This is a genomic window from Pseudomonas sp. 01L34 (assembly GCF_056400265.1).
Map to the genome: position 1 here is coordinate 100,271 of NZ_JBFTSX010000009.1, position 17,124 is coordinate 117,394.

Here is a 17,124-nt window from a genome sequence, read left to right on the forward strand (position 1 = left end):
TTATGAGACGCCATGCCGAACAAGGACTACCACCGCCGTCATCAAATGGCATCTATCCGTTTGTAGAGTTGCCCCTTCGCCTTGGATTCCCCTCCAAAGACGACTTTGAAATCATCCATAACGCTCAGGGCTCGGCAATGGCGGTCGCGGCACTGCGCGAGTTTCCCCGCATCAGCCGAATCTGCCGTGTTTCCGGACATCTATTGCCCTATCGCTGCCGACACACCCGGCAGTTGGCGCCGGGAATCCATGTCTACGATCCGTGCTTCAGTGGTCTGCTGAGTCACTCCTGCGACCCCAACGTCTTTCTCGATATGAGCGAGCTGTGGTTATGGGCGCTCAAAGACATCAAAAAGGGTGACCGACTGACGATGGATTTCGCCGCGACAGAAGACAAGCTGCTGCGGCAGTTCGCCTGCCGCTGCGGTTGTCCTTGCTGCCGTGGCTGGATCATCGGCTACGACGAGTCACCGAATGCCAATGGAGAACAGTTCTTTCAACACTGGCGTCGGCGAAGTCTCATCTGAATGGCTTTTACAGTGCCTCGACCGGGCGCAAACGGTACTGCGGCGGCAACTGCTCGAAACCGCTGATGGTGGCGTTCAGGCTCTTCCAGCGACCGTCCTTGATGCCATAGATGCAGCCGTGGATCGACAGGCTCTGCCCGCGGTGCCAGGCATTTTGCACAATGCTGGTGTGACCGACGTTGGCCACCTGCTGGATCACATTGAGCTCACAGAGGCGGTCGACCCGCTCTTCTTCGGTGGGCAACTTGGCCAGTTCGTCGCGTTTTTCATAGTAGAGATCACGAATCGAGCGCAACCAGCCGTCGATCAGGCCCAACTGACGATCCTGCATCGAGGCGCGTACACCGCCGCAGCCGTAGTGGCCGGTCACCAGGATGTGTTTGACCTTGAGTACATCCACCGCATACTGAATCACCGACAGGCAGTTGAGGTCGGTGTGCAGCACCACGTTGGCCACGTTGCGGTGCACGAACAGATCACCCGGCAGCATGCCGACGATTTCGTTGGCTGGCACGCGTGCGTCTGAACAGCCGATCCACAGGTATTCCGGGGTTTGCTGACGGGCTAGCTTGGCAAAAAAATCAGGATCTTCGCGGGTGATCGCATCAGCCCAGCGCTCGTTGTTATCAATCAGATCTTGTAAGTCGTTCATGCAATGAAGCCTCGAGAATGATGCACTGCTTTGACAGACAACCGCCCGTCGGGGTCACGCACGAGATGCAGATCCCCCTGATGTCCTGATGTATGTAGCGGCTAGCCGGCGCTCCCTGCCCGCGGGAATTCTCGGCAGTCCAGTGGGTCAATTGTAGTAGGGCCTACAGTATGAGGAATAGCCATGACTGATTCACGACGTCCGTTCGATAAGGAGCCACCCGAGCCCATCGACGACGATGAAGACCGCATGGGCTCGGTGCATGAGCTGGATTTCGACGAGGAAGAACCCGGCACCAGAATCAGCGACCTGACACCTGAACACGAGCATACACAGCAGATGCCCGACGCACGCGTCCGTAAACCCCGCATGACTGGGGGCTCGACCAATGACAATGACGCCACCGACGATGACTTGACCCCGGAAACCCTGATCCGTGAAGACGGCGCACGGGATGCCCACGAAGCGGGTGAAGGTGACCAGGCGGATTGGGATCTGAGCATTGTCGACGGGGACGATATCGGTGGGGGCGATGGGCTGGATGAAGCGGAACTGGCACAGCAGGATCCATTGGACGGCAAGCCTTGATCGTTGACGTCCGTGAAGACGCCTTCGCGGGCAAGCCTTGCCCGCGAAGCCTTTAGTAACGATCAATCAACCAAGGTGCAGGCCATCACCACGGCATCTTCTCGCCCGCCAACCGCCGGGTAGTAATCCCGCCGACGTCCGATCTCGTTAAACCCATACCGCTCATACAACCGAAACGCCGCCCGGTTGCTGTCGCGCACTTCCAGGAAGCATTCCCGCGCCTCAGCCTTGTAGGCAATCGACATCAAATGCTCCAGCAGCGTCAAGCCCAGGCCGCGGCCCTGATTTTCCGGTTTGACGGTGATGTTCAGCAGATGCGCCTCATCAAGGATGATCTGCACTACGCCATGACCGACCTGCTGCTGCCCTTCGAACATCAGCCAGATCTGGTACTTGCCCAGGCCATCGAGAAAAATCCCGCGGGTCCAGGGATGGCTGTAGGCTGCGTATTCGATTTTCAGTACAGCGTCCAGGTCCGCCTCGGTCATCGGGCGGAACGATACAGCGTCACTCATTCGATTCTTTCCAACGCGCCATCAGCCGACGCATGGCTTGCCAGACATCAGCCTTACGCTGTGGCTCTTCCATTAATAACTCCAGGCCCGGCAAGGCCCAGACCGACCCCAGGCCTTCGACCTGAAGTTCACGGTTGAAGGATTCGGCGCTGGCCTCACCGGCAAAACGCACCGCCGGCAGGCCGATCAGCCACAGGCAGACGCACGGTGCGTCTTCCAGGCGGGCCGACAGAAAACCTTGTACGAAATCCCGAGCCGCTTCCGGCCCTTGGTCCATGGTGCCGCGAGCCAGCAGCGGCCAGCGCACCGGCTCGCCGACGATCTGCGGGCTGTCCGGCAGACCGGCGGCGCGCAGCATGTCTTTGAGCAACAGATAAGCGGGATCGCGGGTCTGGAAAGTTTCGCCTGTGGGTAACTCCACCAGCAACAGGCAGCGACCGGCTCGCAGCAATTGCAGAGCGAAACGCGGCGGCGGCACTGGCGCAGCCTTGGCGACGAGCGGTACCTCTTCGCTCTCTTGCGTCGCTTTGCTTGCTGGTTTTCCAGCCGATGGCGTCGGCCGTGGCACCTCGATTTTCACCCGCTCGGCCGGTTTGGCCGCGGGTTCCACGGGCGTTTGCGCTACCGGAGCAGGCGTCACCGGGGCGACGACCAACGGTTCAGGCGTCTCCAGCAGCTCGGGCCGCGATGGCGCAGCAAAGGGCAATTCGGTGCGCGGCAGCCAGTTGACCACCTGCATGGCGGTCAAATAAGCGCGGCGACGGGACTCGATAAGCAAAGGTCGGCCACTTGTGGATAACTAAAGTGCGGTGATTCTACCGCCCTTCGCTCAAGATCGCCCACGCTTGATCGATAGACTTCACCGATAGAAGAAGCGACAGCCCATCCCCAGAGTGAATCGACACGGCTGCGATGAAGTACAATCGCGGCTTTTAATTGCCAACCAGCCGGCCATTCCGATGATCGAACCCAAGCGCGTCTTGCGCGCCCTCGCTGAACACTGGGCACTTCTGGAGCCACTGTGCGAGCACTTCGACCAAGGCACCCTGAGCCTCAACGAACTGCGTTCACAGTTGGCCGCCCAGCAACTGGACAGCACACCGCAGGACATCACCAGCCTGCTGGACGTGTGGATTCGCCTCGACATTCTGGTTCCCGTGGCGAAAAGCCCGAACCGTTTCGAGCTCAACGCGCAGATCCATGACTTCCTCGCTTACCTGCGCCGTGAGCACCGTCTGGGCCTGTGCCTGGAAATCGAAGCCTATCTGCGCCACCTCGAACGCCTGGCCGGTTACATCCAGGACGCCTTCGACATTCGCGACGGCAACGATCTGGCGCGCCAGTTGCGCCTGCTCGACATGCGCGTGCGGGACGTGCTGAAGAAACTCGCCAACGACGAACAGGCCTTGGTGGCCGTCGCCGAACGGGCCAAGACCAGCGACCGGCAGATTCCGCTGCGTCAGCGTTATGCTGAAGTGCTGGCGACCTGGGACGAATACGTCGAACCGATGATTCAGCTGGTGAATGCCGACGGCGCCTTCGAACAAGGCGTGCGCAAGGTTGAGAACGTGTTGTTGCGCATGCTCACCGAACAGCAGCGCCTCGGCCATCTGGTCGACGACGACATGCTGCTGCGCACCCACGCGCGCATCCTCGAAATGCAGACCAGCGCCCAGTTGACCCTGCGTCACGCCCGCGAGCTGCTGCTGCCGCTGCGCGAAGAAGCCCGCCGGCACAACGCCGTGACCCGTGGCGCAGCCCTGGCGTTGTCGGCCATTCGTCGTAAAGGCATCGATGCGGTGCCACAAGCCGCGATGCCGCTGTTCACCCGCCCGCAAAGCACCTTCCTCGGCAGTGCCAGTCAAGTCGAAGCCTACGTGTACGCCCTGGCCCGTTTCGAGCCGAAACCGGCGCGTTTCCCCAAGGCCCACAAGACCCAGAAAGGCGAAGCCCCGCGCGCGCCACGCACGGTTCGGGAAATGCTCGAACGTTGTGAGGATGCCCTGCCGATGCCGGACCTGATGAGCTGGCTGCTGGAGCAGGAGCCGGACGGCGCCACCGACGAATTGCTCTATTGGTTCTCGCGCCTGTCGCGGGAAAAACGCTTCAAGCGCGAGCGTCTGGAACGCCGCGATTACCATACTCACGAGCATCAGGTCAGCCTGCGCTCCTTCGCCCTGCTCTCGGCCCGCGACACCGCCGCCGAGGATTCTGCGAGCACCCCACATGCATCTTGATCTAAACGAACTGTCCCAGCTGGCGCCGATCTTTCGCGAGCTGTTCAAGGGCTACCACGTCAGCCGCCGCGACCCGGAGCTGTACGCCCAACTGTCGAACTTCCAGGACCAGTACCGCACCCTGTTCAAGGCGTTGGGTTTTGAACTGGTGTGCGACACCCGTGGTTTCTACTACTTCGTGCCGGACCTGGCTGCGGCGGCGGTAAACAAAACGGCGCAACGTCTGGCGCTGTTCACCTTCATCCTCGTCGAACACCTGGCCGACCAGGGCCGCGACCCGATCGCCGTGCTCGACGGTGGCAGCCTCGGTCGCGATGAATTGCCATCGCTGCTGGAAAAGTACCGCGACCTGTTTATCCAGGCCGAAGTGCAGACCGTCGAAGAACTCGAAGAAAAAATCATGCGCCGCATGACCCAGCTCGGATTCGCCGGCGAAGAAAACGGTGTCTACCGTTTCCTGCCGCCGATGCACCGCTTCCTCGATGTCTGCCTATCGGTCCAGCAAGACCGCGACCTGGCCGCCAGCCTGCACAGCGTGCTGCCGTTGCCGGCGCCGGTGCTGATCGACGAAGACAGCGACGAAAAGCTGCTGCAGACCGACGACCCGCTCGATCTCACCGAGTTTGAAGAAGAGAGCGAAGAAGACGCCCTGGCCCGCGCCATTGCCGAAGAACAGGAGACCGACGCATGAGCAAGGAACGCTACGGCATTCGCCGCTTTGCCCTTTTGAACACCGCCGGTTACAGCCTCGGCCTGTTCCCGCTGGAAGAGCCGCTGTCGGTCTACGGCGCGAACAACCTTGGTAAGTCCGCCTCGATCAACGCCTTGCAGTTCCCGATTCTGGCGCGCATGTCGGACATGAGTTTCGGCAAGTACAGCCTGGAACAATCGCGGCGTTTCTACTTCGCCTCGGACACCAGTTACATCCTCGTCGAAGTCTCCCTGCCCCACGGCCCGCACGTGATTGGCGTGGTCGGTCGCGGCCCGGGTGGTGGTTTCGGTCACCAGTTCTTTGCCTACGCCGGCAAACTCGACCTGGCTCATTATCAGAAAGACGACACCTGCCTGCGGCAGAAAGAGCTGTTCACCAATCTTGAGCGCGAAGGCCTGAAAGCCTACGAACTCAAGCCGGATGAACTGCGTCGTTTGCTGGTGGGTGGCCACACCTCGATTCCGCTCGACCTGACGCTGATCCCGCTGCGCTCCACCAGTGAGCAGAGCCTGAAGACCTTCCGCGCCCTGTTCATCAACCTGCTGCACATGCGTGAAATCACCGCGGCCAAGCTCAAGCAGCTGTTCCTCGATGCCTTCGAACACAGCCTGCGTTCCGGCAGTGTCGATTACATCGCCGCGTGCGAAGAAGCGTTCCGCGATGTCCGCCGCATGGAGCAGGACTACAACTCGCTGGTCGCGGCCGGTCCCTTGGTCGAAGCCTTGGCCAACGGCGTGAAACAGCGGGATATCCTGCGCGGCAAACTGCATCGCCTGTCGCCGCTGCTCGATTCCCTGCTCGGCACCTGGTCGGACTACGCCAGTGCGCGCAAGGAAGAACTGACGATTCAGGCCGAGCACTACCGCAACGAGCAGGACGCCCTGCAAAACGATCAACGCGGTGGCACTCAAGAGCTGATGCGCCTGGAGCGGGAAATCACCGGCATCCAGCGCTGGCTCGGCGAATTGTCGGTGCTCAAGCATCGCTTCGCCCTGGTCGATGACGTCAAAGTCCTCGAACAGCAATTGCTCGCCGCCAAGGACGCGCACGATGAACTGGCCGGTGCGCTGGCCCAGTCGCGGCAGTTTTCGGCCGAAGACCTGGAAGAGCGTCTGCGGGATCTGGAAAAACGCCTGAAATCGGTGAAGCAACAACTCGATCACGCTGACAACAACAGCTATGCCCGTCTGCGCGAAGAGTTCTCGCAGCAGGACGTCGAGCGCCTGATGCGACTGTTCAACAGCGCGCTGTTCAGCCTGCCGTTGGGTGAACACGGCATCGCGCTGGATGAAGACGGTGAGTGGGTCAAGTCCATGGAGCTGATCCTCGATGGCTTCAAAGGCGAGCGCTTCGAAGTGCCGGGCCTGTCCATCGACCTGTCGCACATCGAGCCGCCGGCCCTGCAAGCCTTGGCCGACCGTGCGGCACTGCGCGATCAGAAAGAGCGTCTGGACAAAGAACTCAAGCAACTGAAAACCCAGCAAGCCGTAGCAGCCGACCGTGCGGCCAGCAAGACCCAGACCGAAGCGCTGTACCAGCAAGTGCTAGATGCGCAGAAAGCCCTGGAAGACTTCCGCCGCGCGCAAACCCTGAGCGCCGAAGAAGGCGACAAGCTTGAGCAATTGGCGCAGATGGAAGCCGCCCAGGACGAGTTGAAACGCTCCAGCGATGCCTTCACCGAACGCGTCCAGCAACTGTCGGCCAAGCTGCAACTGGTTGGCCGGCAGATCGGTGACATGGAAGCCAAGCAACGCACCCTCGACGACGCCCTGCGCCGCCGTCAGCTGTTGCCGGCCGACCTGCCGTTCGGCACGCCGTTCATGGACCCGGTCGACGACTCCATGGACAACCTGCTGCCATTGCTCAATGACTATCAGGACAGCTGGCAGGGCCTGCTGCGGGCCGACGGGCAGATCGACGCGCTCTACGCGCAGGTTCGCCTCAAGGGCGTGGCCAAGTTCGACAGCGAAGACGACATGGAACGTCGCCTGCAACTGCTGATCAACGCGTACGCACACCGCACCGATGAAGCCCTGACCCTCGGCAAGGCGCGTCGTGCGGCGGTTACCGACATCGCCCGGACCCTGCGCAACATCCGCAGCGACTACGACAGCCTCGAACATCAACTGGCGCTGTTCAACCGCGAGATCAACAAACGTCAGGTCTCCAACCTGCAGAGCTTCCGTATCGTGCTCGCGCCGAACAAGGAAGCGCTCAAGCACATTGACCAGATCATCCACAGCGCCGGTCAGTACGAAGAAGGCGAAACCCTCTCCGTCTTCGACTTGAGCCAAAGCGCCGAGCAGGACAACAAGAACGAAGAAGCCAAGGAATACCTGGCACGGCTGGTGGCGGCCAACCACAACCAGCTCGGTCTCAAGGATCTGTTCGAACTGGCGTTCGAGATCACCAAGGTCAATGGCCAACCGGTGATCCACACCGACATCGACGGCGCGGCGTCCAACGGCACCACCATGACCATCAAGGCGCTGACCAACATGTACTTGTTGCTGCACTTGATGGACCGCGACCAGGCCGGTCGCGTGCGCCTGCCGTACTACCTCGACGAGGCAGCGGACATCGACGAGAAGAACCAGGCAGCGCTGTTGGAAACCAGCCTGCAACTGGGCTTCGTGCCGATCCTGGCGAGTGTGAAGCCGCAAGTCTGCGCCAGCGTCACCATCGACCTGGAAGGCGGCAGCGGCCCGAACGGTATCTACATCGACGAGGCGGACTGGAAGTTCATCCGTCGTCACGATGAAGTGAAAGCAACCGTTAACATCCAGGCAGACGAACCGGAGCTGGATGCGGTCTGACGCCTGAATCGAAGCCAATGAAAAGGCCGCGATCCAATATGGATCGCGGCCTTTTTATTTATGGGTACATTCTTGAAACCTTCAGTCAGTTCCAAGGCCCCTTCGCGGACAAGCCCGCAATGAACGATAACGCTGTCTTACGTGATCGGCGCCGGGTTGAACAAGGTGATGTCGTTATGCAGCTTGTGCTGCTCCGCCCACGTCTGTTTCTTGCCGCTGGCCACGTCCAGGTAGTAGTGGAACAACTCCCAGCCGAGGTCTTCGATCGACGCCCGCCCGGTGGCAATCCGCCCGGCATCGATGTCGATCAGGTCCGGCCAGCGCTGCGCCAGTTCTGTGCGAGTCGAGACCTTCACCACTGGCGCCATCGCCAACCCATAAGGCGTACCACGCCCGGTGGTGAACACATGCAGGTTCATCCCCGCCGCCAACTGCAACGTCCCGCAGACAAAATCACTGGCCGGGGTCGCACAGAAAATCAGCCCTTTGCGCTTGAACCGTTCCCCAGGGCCAAGCACCCCGTTGATCGCGCTGCTGCCGGACTTGACGATCGAGCCCAAGGACTTCTCGACAATGTTCGACAACCCGCCCTTCTTGTTCCCCGGCGTGGTGTTGGCGCTGCGATCCGCTTCGCCCTTGGCCAGGTAACGGTCGTACCAGTCCATTTCCCGCACCAGCTCCTGAGCGACTTCTTTGGTTTGCGCCCGGGACGTCAGCAGGTAAATCGCATCGCGCACTTCGGTGACTTCGGAAAACATCACCGTCGCACCAGCCCGCAGCAACAGGTCCGAGGCATAGCCCAGGGCCGGATTGGCGGTGATCCCGGAGAACGCATCGCTGCCGCCGCACTGCATGCCGAGGATCAGCTCGGACGCAGGCACGGTTTCCCGGCGGCGTTGATCGAGCTTCTTCAAACGGGTTTCGGCCAGCGCCATGATCTGCTCGATCATCTCGGTAAAACCGTGACTGGAATCCTGCAAGCGATACAACCACGGCTCGCTCAAATCTACCGAGCTATCGTTCTCATGCATCACCTGCCCGGCCTGCAATTTCTCGCAGCCCAGGCTGATTACCAGCGCCTCGCCCCCCAGGTTCGGGTTGCGCGCCAGATTGCGCACGGTGCGGATCGGGATGTACGCGTCGGTGGCGGTGATCGCCACGCCACAGCCGTAACTGTGGGTCAGCGCCACCACGTCATCGACGTTCGGGTACTTGGGCAGCAACTCGTCCTTGATGCGTTTTACCGCGTGATCCAGCACGCCGGTGACGCACTGCACGGTGGTGGTGATGCCGAGAATGTTGCGCGTGCCGACGGTGCCGTCGGCGTTGCGATAGCCCTCGAAGGTGAAGCCTTCCAGCGGTGCCTGCGCGGCCGGCACTTCGGTGGATAGCGGCAAGCTGTCCAGCGGTGGCGCGGTGGGCATGCGCAGTTGATCTTCCTTGACCCAACTGCCACGAGGAATCGGCTGCAACGCGTAGCCGATCGTCTGGCCGTATCGAATCACCTGGCCGCCCTCGGGAATGTCCTCGAGGGTGACCTTGTGGCTCTGCGGCACGAAATCCACGGTGACCAGGCCATCGGGGAATTCGGTGCCGGCCGGTACGCCCTGATCGTTGACCACGATCACCACATTGTCCCGCTCGTGCAGGCGGATGTAGCGCGGCGAGTCGGAATGTTCAATCAACTGCATGACGCCGCTCCTCAGGAATGCGCTTCAGATAACTTGTTGTTCGTTTCAGGACCGCTGACTGGCGGCTCTTTGAGTACCACACGTTTGATCGGGCCAACGATCACCAGGTAGCTGAATACCGCGACCAGCGCGTTGCAACCGACGAACACCAGCGCCCATTTGAAGGAGCCGGTGGAGCTGATGATGTAACCGATGACAATCGGCGTGGTGATCGACGCAATGTTGCCGAACATGTTGAACAGGCCACCACTCAAACCGGCGATCTGTTTCGGCGAGGTATCGGACACTACCGCCCAGCCCAACGCGCCCACGCCTTTGCCGAAGAAGGCCAGGGCCATGAAGCCGACCACCATCCATTCAATATCGACATAGTTGCAAGCCACGATGCTGCTGGAAACCAGCAGACCGGCGATGATCGGCGCCTTGCGGGCGAAGGTCAGCGAGTGGCCCTTGCGCAGCAGATAGTCAGAAATCACCCCGCCGAGCACGCCACCGATAAACCCGCAGATTGCCGGCAACGAGGCAATGAAACCGGCCTTGAGGATGGTCATGCCGCGCTCCTGCACCAGGTACACCGGGAACCAGGTCAGGAAGAAGTAAGTGATGCCATTGATGCAGTACTGGCCCAGGTACACGCCGAGCATCATGCGGTTGGTCAGCAACTGGCGGATGTAGTCCCACTTCGGACCGTCGACCTTTTTGCCTTTACCTTTGTCCTGGTCCATGTCGACCATGCCGCCGTTGTCGGCGATGTGCTTGAACTCGGCGTCGTTGATCATCGGGTGCTGGCGCGGACTGTGGATAACTTTCAGCCAGATCCCCGAGAAGATGATGCCGATCACGCCCATGACGATGAACACGTGCTGCCAGCCGAAGCTGTAGACGATCCAGCCCATCAGCGGCGCAAACAGTACGGTGGCGAAGTATTGCGCCGAGTTGAAGATCGCCGAGGCGGTGCCGCGTTCTGCGGTCGGGAACCACGCCGCTACGATGCGTGCGTTGCCGGGGAAGGATGGCGCTTCGGCCAGGCCCACCAGAAAGCGCAGCATGAACAGCGCGACGACGGCGGTGGAAAGCCCGAACTCACCGACATAGCCTTGCAGTACGGTGAACAGCGACCAGGTAAAGATGCTCAGGGCATAGACTTTTTTCGAACCGAACCGGTCCAGCAACCAGCCACCGGGAATTTGCCCGGCCACGTAGGCCCAACCGAATGCGGAGAAGATATAACCGAGAGTGACCGCGTCGATGCCGAGGTCTTTTTGCAGGCTGGAGCCGGCGATCGCGATGGTCGCCCGGTCGGCGTAGTTGATCGTGGTCACCAGAAACAGCATGAGCAAAATCAAATAGCGGACGTGAGTCGGCTTGGTCGATTGCATTGTAGATGTACTCCCACTGATTATTTTTATGCGGGTAATAACGATTTATTTGTAGGCGCCGGCTTTTATGGGAGCCGGCGCCTACAGGTATTGCGGTGTATCAGGAACCGATGTAGGCAGTTTTTACGACCGTGTAGAACTCTTGCGCATAGCGACCTTGCTCACGTGAACCATAGGATGAACCTTTACGCCCACCGAACGGAACGTGGTAATCCACACCGGCGGTCGGCAGGTTGACCATCACCATCCCGGCCTGGGAATGGCGCTTGAAGTGGTTGGCGTACTTCAGCGACGTAGTGGCGATACCCGCCGACAGGCCGAACTCGGTGTCGTTGGCCATTTCCAGTGCAGCGTCGTAATCCGCTACGCGAACGATGTTGGCCACCGGGCCGAAGATCTCTTCGCGGCTGATGCGCATCGCAGCTTCGCTGTCGGCAAACAGCGTCGGGGCGAGGAAGTAACCCTCGGTGTCGCACGTCACCAGACCACCGCCGCTGACCAGACGCGCACCTTCGGAATGGCCGATGTCGATGTACTTCAGGTCCTGCTCCAACTGCGCTTGCGAGACCACAGGGCCGATGTCGGTGCCGGACTTCAACGCATGACCGACCTTGATCGACTTCATGCGCTCAGCCATGGCTTCGACGAATTTGTCGTGAATCCCGGCGGTGACGATGAGACGGCTCGACGCGGTGCAACGCTGGCCGGTGGAGTAGAACGCGCTCTGCACCGACAGTTCGACCGCTTGCTTGAGGTCGGCATCGTCGAGAATGATCTGCGGGTTCTTGCCGCCCATCTCCAGCTGCACCTTGGCCTGGCGCGACACGCAATTGACCGCGATCTGCCGGCCCACGCCGACCGAACCGGTGAAGCTGATGCCATCGACTTTCGGGCTGTTGACCAGCGCCTCGCCGACTACTCGCCCGCTGCCCATCACCAGGTTGAACACGCCGGCCGGGAAACCGGCGCGGGAGATGATTTCCGCCAGAGCCCAGGCACAGCCCGGCACCAGATCGGCAGGTTTCAGCACCACGCAGTTGCCGTAAGCCAAAGCCGGAGCGATTTTCCACGCCGGGATCGCGATCGGAAAGTTCCATGGCGTGATCAGGCCGACCACGCCCAGCGCTTCGCGAGTGACTTCGACATTGACGCCCGGACGCACCGACGGCACGTAGTCACCGGACAGACGCAGGCATTCACCGGCGAAGAACTTGAAGATGTTGCCGGCGCGGGTCACTTCGCCGATGGCTTCGGGCAGGGTCTTGCCCTCTTCCCGGGCCAGCAACGTGCCGAGCTCTTCGCGACGGGCGAGGATCTCGCTGCCGACTTTATCCAGCGCATCGTGCCGAGCCTGAATACCGGAAGTGGACCACGCCGGGAACGCGGCGCGGGCGGCGTCGATGGCGGCGTGGACCTGCGCCAGATCAGCCTTGGCATAGTCGCCGAGGGTATCGCTCAGCTCGGACGGGTTGATGTTGGCGCAGTAATCACTGCCCGTCACCCATTCACCGTTGATGTAGTTATCAAAACGCTTTGCATCTGCCACAACAAATCTCCTCACGCAAAAAGCCGCTGATCGCTCAGCGGCCCTGGTTTTATCGAGTGTTACTGCGCGCCCTGCTTGTCGATCAGCGCGGCGAGCATTTCGTACTCTTCGCCCGTCAGATCGGTCAGCGGTGCACGCACCGGGCCTGCGTCATAGCCGGCAATTTTTGCCCCGGCCTTGACGATGCTCACCGCGTAACCGGCCTTGCGGTTGCGGATATCCAGGTACGGCAGGAAGAAGTCATCAATGATCTTGCCGACGGTGGCGTGATCTTCGCGAGCAATGGCGTGGTAGAAATCCATCGCGGTTTTCGGGATGAAGTTGAACACCGCCGAAGAGTAAACCGGTACGCCCAAAGCCTTGTAGGCCGCGGCGTAGACTTCAGCGGTCGGCAAGCCGCCCAGGTAGCTGAAGCGATCGCCGAGGCGGCGACGGATCGACACCATCAGCTCGATATCGCCCAGGCCATCCTTGTAGCCGATCAGGTTCGGGCAGCGCTCGGCCAGTCGTTCCAGCAGCGGCGCGGTCAGGCGGCAGACGTTGCGGTTGTAGACCACCACACCGATTTTTACCGATTTGCACACGGCTTCAACGTGGGCGGCAACGCCGTCCTGGCTGGCTTCGGTCAGGTAGTGCGGCAACAGCAACAGGCCTTTGGCGCCCAGGCGCTCGGCTTCCTGAGCGTACTCGATAGCCTGGCGGGTCGAACCACCGACACCGGCGAGGATTGGCACGCTGCTGGCGCAGGTGTCGACCGCAGTCTTGATAATTTCCGAATATTCGCTGGCCGCCAGAGAGAAGAACTCACCGGTACCGCCTGCGGCGAACAACGCCGAGGCGCCGTATGGGGCCAGCCACTCGAGACGCTTGATGTAGCCCGCGCGATGGAAATCGCCCTGGGCATTGAAGTCGGTGACCGGGAACGACAGCAAGCCGGAAGAGAGGATGGACTTCAGTTCTTGTGGATTCATTATTCGAACACCCTGGGTAGCAACGTTGTGTGAGAAAACCGTTCAGCTTTCGCCGTAGTTGTAGGTCATCGTACAACTTAAAATACAACCGTCAACTGCATTTCATCGCTGGGTGGGTATTTTTGTCAGACAACATTGTTGTTTAAAGGGGTGAAAGGGGCGCCTTTCAAGCTCAGAAGAGAGATACGTTGTCGGAAGAGCACCCTCGGGAATTTTTCACTCAACGCCCCAGGATCATTGCCTGCGCGCAGTGTTGAACCTTGAAATGCCTGGTCATGATCGGGTTCGGCAGATCACCTATGCGCCCGGTAAAGTGCGACGACTGCCGCGAAGGATCGCGGCAGATCTTTCAAGGAGAGCGATTCAACATGACTTTTGCTATTGCACACCTTCCGCAGTTCCCGGAGCACTCAGCCGATCGGGCAACCATCCAGCTATCGACCCTAAGTGAAGACTTGATCGTCCGCGTGCCGGACCCGAACGATATTCCGCCGAACTGGGATGTCTACCCGATCCTCGGCACAAATACGGAAGAGCCTGACTGGGAGGGCCTCGCAGAGCCTACCGGCGTCTGGGACGACGCCTGCGACGACATGGTAAAACTGACGGGAATTGAACTGCGAATCCCCAAAACAGAACTGGAAAAGTACCTGAACACAGAAGTGCAATTGCGCTACAAATTCGCGGATGAGTCGAGTCTGGAGCCGTGTTCTGAGCCCCTGATACTGTTTATCGAAGCCTGACCCTCATCGTGCCTGATCGTTTACCGGTCAGGCGCTTTTTTGAGTAGAACGATTTCCTGCCACGCACCGTTCAACCTTGCGCCTGCGCCTCTTCATGGGCCTGGCGCAGCCGCTCACGGCTATTCGTCAAATGCAAACGCATAGCTGCCCGCGCTGCATCGGAATCCTGCCGGGCAATCGCATCGTAAATCTCTTCGTGTTCACGGCTCAGGCGACTCATGTAATGCTGCTGGTCGTCATGGGCCAGGCGCGCGGAGTTGAGGCGTGTGCGCGGAATGATGCTGGTGCCCAGGTGGGTCATGATGTCGGTGAAGTAGCGATTACCGGTGGCCAGGGCGATTTGCAAGTGGAACTGGAAGTCCGACGCCACGGCATCGCCGGCGTGGGCGGCACTTTCGTTGAGGGCGTCCAGCGCCTCACGCATCGCTGCTAACTGCTCCGGGCTGCGACGTTGCGCGGCAAGGCCGGCGGACTCCACTTCCAGGCTGATGCGCAGTTCCAGAATCGCCAATACGTCGCGCAAGGTCACCACGGTCGCCGGGTCGATGCGAAAACCGCTCGGGCTCGGGGTGTCGAGCACGAAGGTGCCGATGCCGTGACGGGTTTCCACTTGCCCTGCGGCCTGCAAACGGGAGATCGCTTCACGCACCACGGTGCGGCTGACGCCATGGGCATTCATGATCGCCGACTCGGTGGGCAATTTGTCGCCACGCTTGAGCTGACCGTCGCGGATCTGCTCGGACAACACCGTCACCAATTCCTGTGCGAGGCTGCGGCGCTTGCGAGGGAGGCGAGGTGCGTCGATCGGGTTTTCCATGGTGAACGTCTGTCTCGAAAAAACGGCTGAAACCGCATCATAGCGCATGCGGGTTGTACGATCACCGTTGACCTGTGGGAGCGTGGCATGCCCGCGATGGCCTTGACGCGGTTTCCTGACGAACCGCGTTATCGTTCATCGCGGGCAAGCCACGCTCCCACAGGTTCAGGCGGTCACGGCCTGGTCCACCAGGTGACCATTCTCGATGCGCACATGCCGTGGATGGAAACGTTTCAGGCTGCTGCGATAGCCGACGCTGACAATGCTCAGCCCCGGCAATTCATCGATCAACGCCTGATACAACGACGCTTCATCCTCTTCATCCATCGCCGAGGTGGCTTCGTCCATGTACAGCCATTGCGGCGCATACAGCAGCGCACGGGCGAAGGCCAGACGTTGCTGCTCACCCGGCGAAAGCATGCGCTGCCAGTGATTGGCTTCATCCAGACGTGAAACCAGGTGCGGCAAGCGGCTGGTTTCCAGCACGTGGACGTAGCGCTCGTGCGGGTAGGTGTCGCCCGGTTGTGGATAACTCAACGCCTCACGCAGGCTGCCAATCGGCAGATAGGGTTTTTGCGGCAGGAACAGATAACGCGCCGTCGGCAGGCGAATGCTGCCGTGGCCGGCTGGCCAAAGGTGCCCCATCGCTCGCAGCAAGGTCGACTTGCCGCTGCCGGAACGACCGCTGAGCATGACGCGCTCGCCCTCCTCCACGGTCATGTCGGCATTGGTCAGCAAATGACGACCGTCAGCGAGGTCAAGACCAAGGTTATGCACCCGTAGTGCCGAACCCTGATTCTGCACGTCGATGGCCGGCGCGCGCTCTTCGTTGTCGGTCATGGCCTGACGGAAACTCAGCAGACGATCACAGGTGGCGCGCCACTCGGCAAGGTCCTGGTACGCGCTGATGAACCAGCTGAAGTTCTCCTGCACATTGCCGAACGCGGAGTTGATTTGCATCAGCTCACCAAGTTCGATCTTGCCGGCGAAGTAACGCGGCGCAGCGACCATGAATGGAAAGATGATTGCAATCTGGGCATAGCCGGCGGTGAAGAAAGTCAGGCGCTTGGACACTTTCATGATGTCCCAGAAGTTGTGCCAAACCAGGCCGAAGCGACTGCTCAGACGACGGTTCTCGTTGGGTTCGCCGTTGTACAGCGCAATGCTCTCCGCATTTTCGCGGACCCGCACCATGGAGAAACGCAAGTCGGCTTCGAAACGTTGCTGGTTGTTGTTGAGGCTGATCAAGCGACGACCGATCACATGCGTCAGCCAGCTGCCGACGGCGGCGTAAACCAGTGCGCACCAGAACATGTAGCCGGGGATCGTGAAGCCAAACACTTCGATGCTGCCCGACACGCCCCACAAAATGATCGAAAACGACACCAGGCTGACGATGTTCCGTATCAGCCCAAGGCCCAGGCCCAAGGTGTTGGTGGTGAACTTATTGAGGTCTTCGGAAATCCGCTGGTCCGGGTTATCGGTGTAACCGCCCTGCTCCAGCTGATAGTAATTCTTGCTGCCTAGCCAGCGGGCGAAGTGCTTTTCGGTGAGCCAGGCTCGCCAGCGAATGGTCAGCATCTGAGTCAGATAAAGCCGATACACCGCGCCAAGAATCGCCACGGCGGCGATGCCGCAGAAATACAGAATCAGCTGCCAGAAGGCTGCTTCGTCCTTCTTTTGCAGGGCGTTATAGAAGTCTTTGTACCAACTGTTGATCCACACCGAAATCGCCACGCTGAACAATGACAGCGCAATCACAGCGATCAACAGCGTCCAGGCCTTGCCCTTCTCTTCGCTGCGCCAGTAAGGCGTGGTCATCGCCCACACTTTGCGAAAAAACTGCCCGCGCACAGCATCGTTGACCGCGGAATATTCAGCGTTCTGATTCATGGATAAGGCTCGATAAAGAAAAGAACACACAAGAACC

At 60.2% G+C, this 17,124-nt stretch carries 15 protein-coding genes; 6 read left to right on the forward strand and 9 right to left on the reverse strand.

What is annotated here, in order from left to right; genetic code table 11:
- Window positions 1-2 precede the first annotated feature (2 nt).
- Window positions 3-527, forward strand: coding sequence for an SET domain-containing protein-lysine N-methyltransferase (locus AC1DQM_RS25700; protein WP_477747033.1), 525 nt, complete (start codon window positions 3-5; stop codon window positions 525-527).
- Between the two features lie 7 nt (window positions 528-534).
- Here the strand turns inward: AC1DQM_RS25700 and can are convergent, their stop codons facing one another.
- Window positions 535-1,179, reverse strand: a complete 645-nt coding sequence (gene can / locus AC1DQM_RS25705; protein WP_007939732.1) for a carbonate dehydratase — start codon at window positions 1,177-1,179, stop codon at window positions 535-537.
- A 183-nt stretch (window positions 1,180-1,362) separates the two neighbouring features.
- Here can and AC1DQM_RS25710 point away from each other — a divergent pair, with 183 nt between their 5' ends.
- A complete protein-coding gene (locus tag AC1DQM_RS25710) occupies window positions 1,363-1,767 on the forward strand; it encodes a serine kinase/phosphatase (protein WP_477747034.1) in 405 nt (134 codons plus the stop codon).
- Between the two features lie 62 nt (window positions 1,768-1,829).
- Here the strand turns inward: AC1DQM_RS25710 and rimI are convergent, their stop codons facing one another.
- Both rimI and AC1DQM_RS25720 read right to left on the reverse strand, forming a co-directional pair.
- Window positions 1,830-2,282 (reverse strand): ribosomal protein S18-alanine N-acetyltransferase, encoded by a 453-nt coding sequence (gene rimI, locus AC1DQM_RS25715; protein WP_018929537.1) that lies wholly within the window; start codon window positions 2,280-2,282, stop codon window positions 1,830-1,832.
- On the reverse strand, window positions 2,275-3,021 hold the full coding sequence (locus tag AC1DQM_RS25720) for an energy transducer TonB (protein ID WP_138866832.1): 747 nt from the start codon (window positions 3,019-3,021) through the stop codon (window positions 2,275-2,277). The genes rimI and AC1DQM_RS25720 overlap by 8 nt, the downstream gene beginning before the upstream one ends.
- Window positions 3,022-3,241: 220 nt before the next feature.
- Here AC1DQM_RS25720 and mksB point away from each other — a divergent pair, with 220 nt between their 5' ends.
- From mksB to mksF, 3 genes are read left to right on the forward strand one after another with little or no spacing between them, the layout of a single operon-like run.
- Window positions 3,242-4,519, forward strand: a complete 1,278-nt coding sequence (gene mksB / locus AC1DQM_RS25725; RefSeq protein ID WP_026286675.1) for an Mks condensin complex protein MksB — start codon at window positions 3,242-3,244, stop codon at window positions 4,517-4,519.
- Entirely contained in the window at window positions 4,509-5,210 is a 702-nt protein-coding gene (gene mksE, locus AC1DQM_RS25730; RefSeq protein ID WP_018929534.1) for an Mks condensin complex protein MksE, read from the forward strand. Before mksB ends, mksE begins: the two co-directional genes overlap by 11 nt.
- The gene (gene mksF, locus AC1DQM_RS25735; protein WP_477747035.1) at window positions 5,207-8,047 is read left to right on the forward strand and encodes an Mks condensin complex protein MksF; all 2,841 of its coding nucleotides are present in this window, start codon (window positions 5,207-5,209) and stop codon (window positions 8,045-8,047) included. Before mksE ends, mksF begins: the two co-directional genes overlap by 4 nt.
- A gap of 137 nt (window positions 8,048-8,184) precedes the next feature.
- Here the strand turns inward: mksF and garD are convergent, their stop codons facing one another.
- The 4 genes from garD to kdgD form a co-directional block, all read right to left on the reverse strand.
- Window positions 8,185-9,738 carry a galactarate dehydratase gene (garD, locus tag AC1DQM_RS25740; RefSeq protein WP_105340062.1) on the reverse strand — a complete coding sequence of 518 codons (1,554 nt, stop codon included), beginning with the start codon at window positions 9,736-9,738 and terminating at the stop codon, window positions 8,185-8,187.
- An 11-nt stretch (window positions 9,739-9,749) separates the two neighbouring features.
- Window positions 9,750-11,117: an MFS transporter gene (locus tag AC1DQM_RS25745; RefSeq protein WP_018929531.1), complete on the reverse strand. Its 1,368-nt coding sequence runs from the start codon at window positions 11,115-11,117 to the stop codon at window positions 9,750-9,752.
- Between the two features lie 100 nt (window positions 11,118-11,217).
- On the reverse strand, window positions 11,218-12,663 hold the full coding sequence (locus AC1DQM_RS25750; RefSeq protein WP_477747036.1) for an aldehyde dehydrogenase family protein: 1,446 nt from the start codon (window positions 12,661-12,663) through the stop codon (window positions 11,218-11,220).
- 59 nt (window positions 12,664-12,722) lie between these two features.
- On the reverse strand, window positions 12,723-13,634 hold the full coding sequence (gene kdgD, locus AC1DQM_RS25755; protein ID WP_007939720.1) for a 5-dehydro-4-deoxyglucarate dehydratase: 912 nt from the start codon (window positions 13,632-13,634) through the stop codon (window positions 12,723-12,725).
- Between the two features lie 368 nt (window positions 13,635-14,002).
- Between kdgD and AC1DQM_RS25760 the strand changes: the two genes are divergently transcribed.
- Window positions 14,003-14,377: a hypothetical protein gene (locus AC1DQM_RS25760; protein ID WP_477747037.1), complete on the forward strand. Its 375-nt coding sequence runs from the start codon at window positions 14,003-14,005 to the stop codon at window positions 14,375-14,377.
- A 70-nt stretch (window positions 14,378-14,447) separates the two neighbouring features.
- Here AC1DQM_RS25760 and AC1DQM_RS25765 read toward each other — a convergent pair whose 3' ends face one another.
- Window positions 14,448-15,194 (reverse strand): FadR/GntR family transcriptional regulator, encoded by a 747-nt coding sequence (locus AC1DQM_RS25765; protein ID WP_018929528.1) that lies wholly within the window; start codon window positions 15,192-15,194, stop codon window positions 14,448-14,450.
- Window positions 15,195-15,359: 165 nt separating this feature from the next.
- Entirely contained in the window at window positions 15,360-17,087 is a 1,728-nt protein-coding gene (locus tag AC1DQM_RS25770) for an ABC transporter ATP-binding protein/permease (protein WP_477747038.1), read from the reverse strand.
- Window positions 17,088-17,124: the final 37 nt, after the last annotated feature.